This is a genomic window from Sphingomonas faeni, from assembly GCF_040407565.1.
In the GTDB taxonomy this organism is placed as follows: domain Bacteria; phylum Pseudomonadota; class Alphaproteobacteria; order Sphingomonadales; family Sphingomonadaceae; genus Sphingomonas; species Sphingomonas faeni_F.
The window spans coordinates 175218-185487 of the sequence record NZ_JAPZPR010000001.1 but is presented as its reverse complement, the minus strand read 5'-3'; the positions used below and the strand labels follow the sequence as shown (position 1 = coordinate 185487).

8 protein-coding genes and 1 pseudogene are annotated in these 10270 nt (G+C 59.7%); 2 read left to right on the top strand and 7 right to left on the bottom strand.

The features are described from left to right. Positions 1 to 186: 186 nt before the first annotated feature. Positions 187 to 459, bottom strand: a pseudogene (locus O6Y00_RS00815) (hypothetical protein); the annotation flags it as partial. Positions 460 to 597: 138 nt separating this feature from the next. Between O6Y00_RS00815 and O6Y00_RS00810 the strand changes: the two are divergent. Then, the gene (locus O6Y00_RS00810) at positions 598 to 780 is read left to right on the top strand and encodes a hypothetical protein (RefSeq protein WP_353440778.1); all 183 of its coding nucleotides are present in this window, start codon (positions 598 to 600) and stop codon (positions 778 to 780) included. 1322 nt (positions 781 to 2102) lie between these two features. On the opposite strand, the gene O6Y00_RS00805 is transcribed toward O6Y00_RS00810, so the two are convergent. After that, positions 2103 to 2870, bottom strand: coding sequence for a hypothetical protein (locus O6Y00_RS00805; protein ID WP_353440777.1), 768 nt, complete (start codon positions 2868 to 2870; stop codon positions 2103 to 2105). 148 nt (positions 2871 to 3018) lie between these two features. Between O6Y00_RS00805 and O6Y00_RS00800 the strand changes: the two genes are divergently transcribed. Continuing rightward, entirely contained in the window at positions 3019 to 3822 is an 804-nt protein-coding gene (locus tag O6Y00_RS00800; protein WP_353440776.1) for a toxin-activating lysine-acyltransferase, read from the top strand. A 49-nt stretch (positions 3823 to 3871) separates the two neighbouring features. On the opposite strand, the gene O6Y00_RS00795 is transcribed toward O6Y00_RS00800, so the two are convergent. From O6Y00_RS00795 to O6Y00_RS00775, 5 genes are read right to left on the bottom strand one after another with little or no spacing between them, the layout of a single operon-like run. Next, on the bottom strand, positions 3872 to 5266 hold the full coding sequence (locus O6Y00_RS00795) for an HlyD family type I secretion periplasmic adaptor subunit (protein WP_353440775.1): 1395 nt from the start codon (positions 5264 to 5266) through the stop codon (positions 3872 to 3874). Next, positions 5263 to 7443, bottom strand: a complete 2181-nt coding sequence (locus tag O6Y00_RS00790) for a type I secretion system permease/ATPase (RefSeq protein ID WP_353440774.1) — start codon at positions 7441 to 7443, stop codon at positions 5263 to 5265. The genes O6Y00_RS00795 and O6Y00_RS00790 overlap by 4 nt, the downstream gene beginning before the upstream one ends. Further along, positions 7440 to 9149, bottom strand: a complete 1710-nt coding sequence (locus O6Y00_RS00785; protein WP_353440773.1) for a TolC family protein — start codon at positions 9147 to 9149, stop codon at positions 7440 to 7442. Before O6Y00_RS00785 ends, O6Y00_RS00790 begins: the two co-directional genes overlap by 4 nt. A 14-nt stretch (positions 9150 to 9163) precedes the next feature. Continuing rightward, positions 9164 to 9697, bottom strand: a complete 534-nt coding sequence (locus tag O6Y00_RS00780) for a hypothetical protein (protein WP_353440772.1) — start codon at positions 9695 to 9697, stop codon at positions 9164 to 9166. After that, positions 9694 to 10083, bottom strand: coding sequence for a hypothetical protein (locus O6Y00_RS00775; RefSeq protein ID WP_353440771.1), 390 nt, complete (start codon positions 10081 to 10083; stop codon positions 9694 to 9696). The genes O6Y00_RS00780 and O6Y00_RS00775 overlap by 4 nt, the downstream gene beginning before the upstream one ends. Between the last annotated feature and the right edge of the window lie 187 nt (positions 10084 to 10270).

The window sequence follows — 10270 nt, the reverse complement described above, 5'->3', positions numbered from 1 at the left end:
GCGATCAACATGCGCTGCGCCATCAGAGCTGTCTTCGCGGACCGTTAGCTGAAGATCGGTCTTTCGATCATTGCCGGCAGACGCAACTGCCGCCAACGTCGCATCGAGGCCAGTGAGCCAGTCATTTAGGCGAAGGTCTACCGTATCGACACCTTCTCCTCCGACGAAGAAATTATGCCCCTCCCCGCCGGCAAACGTGTCGTCTCCCTTGCCTCCAACGAGAAGATCGTCGCCCCGACCTCCCTTGAGCACGTCCCTGCCCGCACCGCCGATGATGAAATCATTATCGTCACTACCGTCGACGACGTTCTCTCCATCTCCCAAAATGAAAAGTGCGACCTCTGAGTCACTGATCGCTCGACTGCCGCCCGGTACTGTATCGCGGTATGCATCATCGGTCGTTTGGATCGTGACACGTCCAGTAATTTCCGAGGGCTTGTCGATCCCATAGAGAAACATTGATGCCGCACGAATTGGCGAGTTCCACTCAATTCCATCCGCGCCACCTCCAAACGGACCGTAAATCGTAATGGGGAACCCTACATCACCACCCAAATTTTTGATCAACCCAGAGAGGCCGACGACCTCCATGTCCTTATGATCTTTACCAGCATCCCAAGTCGCCTTCGATACATCGATCGAAAGCGCGGTGTGGGCGTCATTGAGGCGGAGGACGCCGTTGCCGAATGCCTCATCCTCAACATCGGCAAAAGCCAGCCGACCAGCATATTGAACGGCAATCCCCCCTATAAAGGCGGACGCAATTTTGAATTGTTCTGACGCATCGTCGAGCGACAACGCTTTGCCAAGTTGCACCGCATCGTGGAACATCGCCACAATTGCCTGATCGCCGAACGGCTTTGCCTCGTCATCACCATCGGTGATCGCCGAGTAGGCGATCGCGGCGCGAAGTTGATCGTCTTCTTCGTAAAACCCACCGCCTTCGTTTTCATTGGATCCCGAAGTCACTGTGCGCCCGAGCGCCTTGCCAATGCGCGCGTCATAAGTAGCATCTATGATCGCCGCTGCGGCCGATCGCCAAACAGGATCAACATTCGTCGCGGTAGCGTACTTTAATAGTACCAGCAAAGCCTGACTATGTTTGTCAGTAGCGCTTCCGTTCTCAAGTGCTCCATACAGATATATCGGATCATTTTCGACCGCACTCTCGGTAATCACCGTTTTGAGATAAGACGTGTAGCCGAATTCAGCCAAACTAGCGGCAGCAGGGTTTTCGGTAATGATGGCAATGACCGCCGCAACCAACGAGGCGACGAGTTGGTAATCGCCACTGCGCAGCTTTTCCAAAAGCTCGCCTTCGACGTGTTCAGCCGTAAAGTTTGTGACGTTCGGCGCATGCAGCCCAGCTGCAGCAAAAGCCTCGGGACTAGCCTGTGCTGAATCCTTAAACTTGCCTACCAGTTCAACAAATTGAGCTCTGAATTCGTCACCGACGTTATTAAGAATCTCCTGTAGTATTTCCGAGCTCTTACCCCCCTCAACCAGCTCTTTAAGAAACTTAATTGCTTCGGCATAGGCGCCCGCCGCAAACGGCATGTGGTCGTAGCCATGCCCTTCAACACCTGAGAGGGTGCTAATCAATCCCGCCAGCCCGCCGCCCAAAGAGTGCCCGACAGCGACCACATTACCGGGCGTAGCGACGGCGTGAACTAGATGGCCAGTTACTTTTTCGTAGAACTCGATCGCAAGCTTGCTCTGCGATTTTTGCGTGGTTCCGGTGTCGTCAAGCCATACACTAGTCCCAAAGTCAGTACCGAAAACGTGATCAAGCAATCGCTGAAAACCGAGAGTTGTTAGGACAATATCGGTATCACCGGCACCTAAACCGTAACCAGTATTTGCGTCAGCGATAAGATTATCCGTGCCACGATAGGATAGGACAATTTCCCCGTTCCAATCGTAGGCAACCGCATAGAAATCGGACTGAAAAGGTTCACTATTAGGGTCATCCGATGAGTGACTTCTGATGACTGCATTGCCGATCTTCGTGCCGATAACGTCAGATCCATCCACCTTCAAACCAGGATGGTATCCACGATTGTACGAGTCCAGGGCAAGTACAGCAAGAAAGAGATCTCGGTTCATTTATCGTAACCCTGCAAGAAAGCGCCCGTACCCAACACATCTTTTAGATCGTTCGTCGTGACAATGCCCCCACTGTCACCACTCAGACTTTTCTTGCTTCTTTTATAATCTGAGAGCCACGGTAACTTTTGAGTAATAGTTGAACTTGGCAATTCATCCGTTATTTCAATGAATATACTGCTGATACCCAAAGCATGTGGCTCTACCTCATATATGGAGGATGGCCTATTCGGATCGGCAAACTCTACAAATGTAGGCCACATCTTTTTTGACTCTTTATAAGTTTTAGATGAACTGCCAGTATCTATAAACTCAGGTAGCTTATATCGGCCCTTCAAGTTCAACATAGCCTGCCGGCGTGAGACAATTTCATCAAGAAATTGACTATTTTTACTAGAACCCCCAAGGGTACTTTTTGCCGCAGCTTGAGAAACATAAGGCCCAAGGGCCGGACCAGTTATGTATTTCGCGTATTCCGGATTTTCAGGTCGTGACAGCAACGCATAAACGGTTTTGCCAGAAGGCAAATCCATTATGACCGCCTCACCCTCAAGTGCGTCCCTGATCGTTTTTCCGGACGAACTCATGATCGACGACACATATTCTGAATGAATTTGGCGCACTGACGAGTAGGCTCTATCTCCCTGCGGCGTCACCACGTGGATCGTCATCTTGTAACGGTAATCGGGCAAGTCTCCGCCGCAGCCGGATAGCCCCGCCAGCATCACTCCGGTTAACATTGCGAACCGCATCAGCCCCCGCATATCCACGCCCCCATGCCGATTCCCCAATCGGTTTAGTGAACCATATCAAGGTCACGCCCAATGACAATGATAGTAATATGACACAGATTACGCTGTTGGCATTCAGCGTCACATAGCGGGGAAAGCAGTGTTGATGGATTGCTCCCCCTTGGCGACGACCTTTGCGTACAACCTGGACCGCGGCAACCGTAGCAACGAAAGGAATATGGTTCGTTTCCGACGCTTTTTCCGTTCAGAACATTTCGGAGAAAGCCTTGCGACGTTCAACGTACCTCTCTTATGGTGCAGCTGCAAATTCGTCATGAAAGAAGGGCGCTCACCTATGAGTAACAATGATCTGGCCGCTAAGGGCGAAACCGATCCCGAAATGCATGTCGGCGACGTCAACGGATCGGAACAACCGCAACAGCATCCCGATCCGGAAATTGCGCGGAAGCTCGCTCAGGTCAGGAGTCATATTCGCGAGAGTTTCGGTAACGTGGTCATGACCATGATGATGCTGCCCCGCTACCGACACAACTCGCTCGCCGACCTGCATCATCTCGTTCTAGAGCCGCTAATCCGGGATCGAGTGGCTATCGCCTATCCTGGTAAGACAGAGGACAAATTCGCCGCAGACATGGCTGGCCTAGCAATCTGGGCGAGCGTTTCGGACGAAGTAGATGCCAAGATTCGCGAACAGATCAGCGCTGGCGTTTTCCCGGTTCGACTGCAAGCGGACGACTGGACCTCGGGCGAGAACAACTGGCTCCTCGACGTGATAGCGCCCGATGCAAAGACCACGGCAGCCGTGATCGCTAATTTCCGTCAGCTAGTCAAAGACGGCGATCTCAGGCTCCATCCCCTCGTCACCCGACTTGTTGATCGGGAGACGCTCGCCAAGATGGGAGCGAAGCGAGCTGGTACGGGCGAGGATAACGCTGTCCCTGGCGAAGCCGAAACCGTCGCATAACGAAGACGGACGCCGACCCTTCGGCGCCCCTCCCGTTAGCGGAAACCGCTTACCGCTCGTGCCCGGCCTGGGCCACCGAGGTTTGCACCGGACTCAATAGATAAGAGATTATCCGGCGTGAACCGGTACGGATGTCAGCAACGACGCCTAGTCCCGAAGCAAGGGGGGTACGTTTGCCATCGATGATCAGGTCGGCGCGCGACAAGCGAATCTGCGCCACATAGGTTGCGCCGAGCTTTGGGTCAGGCACCGCGTCTCGGCTGATCGAGACGACCGTGCCCGGTATGCTGCCGTAGCGCGTGAACGGGAACGCCTCGATCTTGACAGTGACAGGCTGCCCCTCGTGAACGAAACCCGCCTCCTTGTTGAGTACTCGGGCCTCGACCTCAAGACCGCCATCACCGGGAACGATGACCATCAGCGTCCTGGCCGCCTCGACGACGCCGCCTACGGTGTGGAGCGCTAGCTGCTGCACCGTGCCGCTCGCCGGCGCACGCAGGGTTTGCAGGCCAGACCGGCGAGTTGCCTTGGTCACCTCCTCACGACGTAGGATCGCTTCGCCTTCCGCCTTGGCGAGATCGGCCAACGCGACGCGGCGCGCCTCCTCGCGAGTCTGGTCGATCTGCCGGCCCAACTTGACGGCGTCGGATTGGCCGCGTGCCTGCTGCGCGGCCGCGACATCGCGGTCACCCGCTTCACCGCGCCGCTGACGCTGCAACTCCAATAGTCGCAAACCGGGTGCATAGCCCTTCGCGTCGAGCCGCTGCATCGCCTCCACCTCATGGTCGAGGATCGGCACCGTCTCGTCGAGCTTGTCCCGCTGCGCGCGTGCGGCATCCGCTTCGGACAGCGCCGAGGAGCGTGCAGCGGCAAGACTGGCCGTGGTCGCGGTGATTGAACCGACCTGCGCGGCGATCAACCGGCGCTGCGTCGCCGCAACATCGATCGGCGTGCCTTCTGGAGGCGTGAAGTGTAGCCCCAGCCCAGACAGCGCATCGGCGATCGCGCGATTGCGCGCGACGTCTAGCTCTGCCGCCATCAGACCCTTGCGAGCCTGTTGAAGATCTGCGCCCGAAAGGGTCGTATCCAGTTCGACCAGCAACTGCCCTTTCTTGACGCGGTCGCCGTCATGGACATGGATCGCGCGCACGACGCCCGTCCCGGCCGACTGGACGATCTTGACGCTCCCCGAGGGAATCAACTTTCCCTGCGCGGACGCGACGACATCGACCCGGCCTATCACGAGCCACGCGATAGTCAGAACCATGCCGACTATGAAAACCCACGCGGTGATCCGTCCGGTCGGCGATACCGGCGTCTCGATCACCTCAAGCGCTGCTGGCAGAAACGTCGTGTCGGTGCTGCGCGGCTGGTTCTTCCGCCTTTCCTTGTCCGCCTTCAGTGCTTCGCGCATGACGCGCCAGTTGTGACCGAGCGCGCTCATGCGATGCCTGCCATTGCCAGACCGGTCTGGCGGCGGTGGAGATCGGCATAGCGCCCGCCGGCTCGCAGCAACTCCTCGTGACTGCCACGTTCGACGATGCGTCCGCGCTCGAGCGCGATCAGGTGGTCGCACTGGCGCACGGCCGAAAGCCTGTGCGCGATGATCAGCACGGTGCGCCCGGCCGACATGGCCTTCAGGTTAGTTTGGATGATCTCCTCGCTCTCCGCATCGAGCGCCGATGTTGCTTCATCAAGGATGAGTATCCGCGGCGAGGTCACCAATGCACGCGCGATAGCCAGGCGTTGGCGCTGCCCACCCGACAGATTGGAGCCACGCTCCTCCACTGGCGTATCATAGCCCTGCGGCAGCCGGACGATGAACTCGTGCGCACCTGCCAGCTCTGCTGCATTGACGACCTGATCGAGCGGCATGGCGGGGTTCGACAAGGCGATGTTCTCGCGGATCGACCTGTTGAACAGCAGGTTCTCCTGCAGCACGACGCCGATCTGACGCCGCAGCCAAGCGGGATCGATCTGCGCGATGTCCACCCCGTCGATCATGATCTTTCCGGCCTGTGCCACGTAGAGCCGCTGGAGGAGCTTGGTCAGCGTCGATTTCCCCGACCCTGAGGACCCGACGATGCCGAGCGACGTCCCCGCCGCGATTTTAAGCTCGATGTCGTCGAGCGTCCACGGCCCCTCTAGACCGTACCGGAACTTCACGCCCTCGAACGCGATGTTTCCCTTGATCGCGGGGAGCGCGGTACGGCTGCCGGCGCCGGGTTCGACCGGCTGATTGAGTACATCCCCCAGCCGCGCGATGGCGATCCGGACCTGCTGGAAGTCCTGCCAGAGCTGAGCCATCCGGATGACGGGGCCCGACACACGCTGCGCGAACATGTTGAAGGCGACGAGACCTCCGACCGTCATCTGACGGTGGATCACCGCCTGCGCACCGAAGTACAGGATCGCAGCGAGGTTGATCTTCGAGATCAGCTGGATCAGCTGGCTGCCGGTGTTGCCGAGGTTGATGACGCGCTGGCTGGCCGAGCTGTAGCCGGCGAGCTGCCGCTCCCAGCGATCACGCCACTGTGGTTCGACGGCGCCGGCTTTGACGGTCTGAATGCCTCCAATGCTTTCGATCAGCAGAGCGTTGTTGGCGGCACCGCGCTCGAACTTCTCCTCGATACGGGCTTGCAAGGGCTTGGTCACGAACAAGGCGACGAGGATGTAGCAGGGGATCGTCAGTACCGAGATGATGAACAGCTTGGTCGAGTACATCCACATCACCGCCAGGAAGATTACGGTGAATGCAGGGTCGACGAGTACCGACAACGACGCGTTCGTAAGGAATTCGCGGATCGTCTCGAGCTGTCGGACGCGCATCGCGATGTCGCCGACCCGACGGGCCTCGAAATAGCCGATCGGCAGCCCGAGGAGATGCCGGAACAGCTTGGCACCAAGCTCGACATCGATCTTCTGGCTTGTCTGCGCATAGAGGCCGGTACGCAGCCAGCCAAGGACCGTCTCCCAGACCGACACGGCGACGTAGCCGATCGCCAGCACTTTAAGCGTGTCCAGCGTATCGTGGACCAGTACCTTGTCGACGACGTTCTGAAAGAACAACGGTGCCGCCAGCCCCAGCAGGTTGAGAGCGAGAGTAATAAGCAGCACCTCGCCGATAAGGCGGCGATACTTGACGATCTGCGGAATGAACCAGCTGACGTCGAAGCGCTTGTTGCCGCTCGCCACGCCCTCTCGGGTGGTGACCATCACGATTTCGCCGGACCAGACCGCTTCCATCTGCTCTCGCGTCAGCTTGCGCACAGGCAGTCCCGCCATGCCGGGTTCGGGCACCGCCAGCTGCACTAGCGCCTCGTCCCCTGCGACACGTCCGAGGAGAAACCAGCCGCTCGGTCCGTTGGCAAGCGCTGGCAACGGAGTGCGATCCAGCTTGTCCCAGCTGGTCCGCGTCACGCGCGCCTTCACGCCTTCCTGCTGCTTGGCGAGGCGGATCAGATCGTTCGCGTCGAGCGCACGATGATGGCCGATCTCGTGGCGTAGCTGCGTGGGGTCCACGGCGATCCGATGCATCGCGAGCAAGGCTGCGAGCGCGATCGCCCCGGTGTCGTCGGTGACGCTGCCGACGATCACTTCGGGATCCGGGTCTTCGTTCATGGTTTGCGAACCGTGGTGGCGGCGCGGGGAGCGCCGATGGTGCCGGAAAGTGGCAAGTTAGGCGAGTGGCCGGTCGGTTCTAGTTCGCGCACCGTTCGCGCCGGGGCCAGCGCCGGTGGGGTCGTGCCGATGGCGGGTTGTTCGATACCTCCCTGTTCGGGAATACGCCGATCGAAAGCGTCGATCGATCTCAGTGCACCATCCCATGGTCGCGCGCCGCGGGCGACCGCTTCACGAAGGTTTTCTGCTGGGCCGTAGAGCGGCGTACCGGTCATAAGGCTTCGAGCCTCGAGAACGCCCATACGTCGGAGTAAAGTCGCTTGGGCTACGTACGCGTCGCGCTGGGAGGCAACGAGAGCGATTTCAGCATCGCGCAATGCGGCGTGAGCGAACAGCACGTCGAAGGTCGATCGCAACCCGGCGCGATACTCCTCGAATGTTCCCTCGTCGTATACCCGTGCGGACCCTAGCTGCGACGTTTGAATTGACTGGTTGCGCTGAGCGATCGCCACGGCGTTCCATGACGCGACCATTGCCTGAACCATCTGGCGTCGCGTCGCCTCGATCCCAATTCGATCCGCGGCATTCCGGTCTCGCGCTTGAGCCACCAGCGCACCGACCCGTCCGCCGTTGACCAGCGGCACAGTCAGTACTGCTTGACCAGCAAACCCGTGGTCCGCGTCTCTCGCTCGAAGCGGCGATGCCTGTCCCGAAAGGGTAGCCGTCCCACGCAACGAAAGCCGCGGCTGTCCTTCTGCCGCCGCGGCCGCGATCCGGCTACGCGACGCACGCTCGCTAGCGATTGCTTGATCGAGTTCCGGGTTGAGCCGGGCGGCCACCACGAACGCGCGTTCGATTGACGACGGAAATTGCGGCAGATTAGGCTCCGGAGCCAGGACGCCTGGATCGCGACCGACCAGCGCGGCAAATGCCGCGCGATCCTGCTGCAACTGTTCGCTCGTAGTGTTGAACTGTGCCGCAGCGACATCATACTGCGTCTCGGTCTGCGCAATGTCTGTTCGCGTCAGTTCCCCGGCTTCCTGCCGAGCGCGGACCTCGTCCAACGTCGTGGTGAGCTGCTTGAGGTTCGCCTCGCGCAAAGCCAACACGCGTGTGTCGCGTCGGATGTCGGCATAGACTGTGATGACCTGGAGGAAGAGGTCGCCCTCGGTTCCGCGTAGCTGTGCCCTGCCAGCGTCTATGGTGTGGGTAGCGATCTCACGATCGGCCGCCGCCCGTCCTCCGGTCAGCAACGGCTGATCGACGATCAGCTCCGCGCTCAGGCTGTTGTCCACGACGTTCGGCGACAGCAGCCGATCCGCCAGAGAACGGCGGGACTCGGTGAGGTCGCCCGGATCGGTTCTGGTGTATCCACCGGTAAGCTGCAGCTGGCTTGTCGCCCGGGTTTCTGCAAGCGCAAGCGCGTAGTCTTCATCGGTCGAGCGCAGCGCATAGCGTTGCGCCTGTAGTGACGGCGCAGAACGATATGCCGTGTCGAGCGCCTGAACCAGGGTTTCGGTCGGCGTAGGCTCAGGGGCGACAACGAATGTGGGCGGTGCCCAACGTTCCGCGACGCGGGTCGCCCCGTCCGCCCGCCGCGGATACGCGAGCCGTCGGGACGCAGAGCGCGGTGCTGTCACGGCGGGTAGGACGATCGAAGGCGCAGCCCTTGGAGCGCCTTGCGTGACCAACGCCGCCATGGCCATTCCCGCCAAAGCAATCACCCGACGAACCGAACGTCAGGAGTGCACCCCTGCGTCAACGCCACCGACCGCAATCCCTTGAGTCCGAGGAGACGGATGGTCCGCACACGCCGGTCGCGACGAGGCTGGATCGCAATGGTGTTCGCGTCGGCGATGCGGCGCCATGGAACGCGGACAACCCCCTGTCCGGGATTGGCCATGCCACCTCGATCGTAGGGCGTTCCCAGGCTCGTCAGTTCCGGGAGGTCGTCAAGCGAGGCGCGTGGCGGGCCGCCATCGATTCTGTAGACGGCCTCACTCACGTCCCAATCGCGGTCGAAGCGAAAGCCTATCGCTCCACCTTCATAGAAGGCTCGACTCTTGGGCGCCCGTAGACGGCAGACGACGTTTCCGGAGAAGGCGTTGCGGGCGACGTCGAGTTCCCAGTCGCCGACAGCCGATCGATGGTGCGCTTCGATCGATTGACGAGCGAGCGCAGCCGTCGGAGCTTGTGCAACGGAGAAGATCACCGGCAGCATCAGAACGCCGATCAAACGCGGTGCGCCGATCATTGGCCGGGTGATGGTGCGTCAAGCATGGTGCCTGGCTCGGCGTCCGTTTCATCACGGCAGACCAGGACGATCGGCTCTTCGCGTGCCGCTTCAACCGCGCGCGTTGCACCATCAGGGCATCGGTAGGTGACCCGGCAAATTGGTCTACGCCCTAGGTCGTACAAACCAAAGCTCGTCTCCGAACAGAAGGCTTCGCACCGGTCACCGCCCGTGCCGCAGATTTGCTGCAATCGTTGGGATATGTCGAGCTTCGCCTTCGTGCCTAGCGTCCCGAACTCACCCGAGATAATTGCAATGCCGTGCCCCGGCGTAGCAGCCGCCTGCACCGGCGATGTCGAAAGAACAACGAGAGCGGCCCACATCGAGGCAGCTTGGATACGCAGCACGCTTCATCTCCCCCCGGAACGTCAGGAATGCGTATTCGCAAGATATGGAGACCACAAGCCTTTAGAACACCAACCTGAACTCCTGCTCCGGAAAACCTATCCGGGCGACAGGTTGCCCCACCTGCGGAGGGGCTTATCAGCGCGGTGCTCTACCGATGAGCGGCATGCTGGCATGCAGAATCATCGA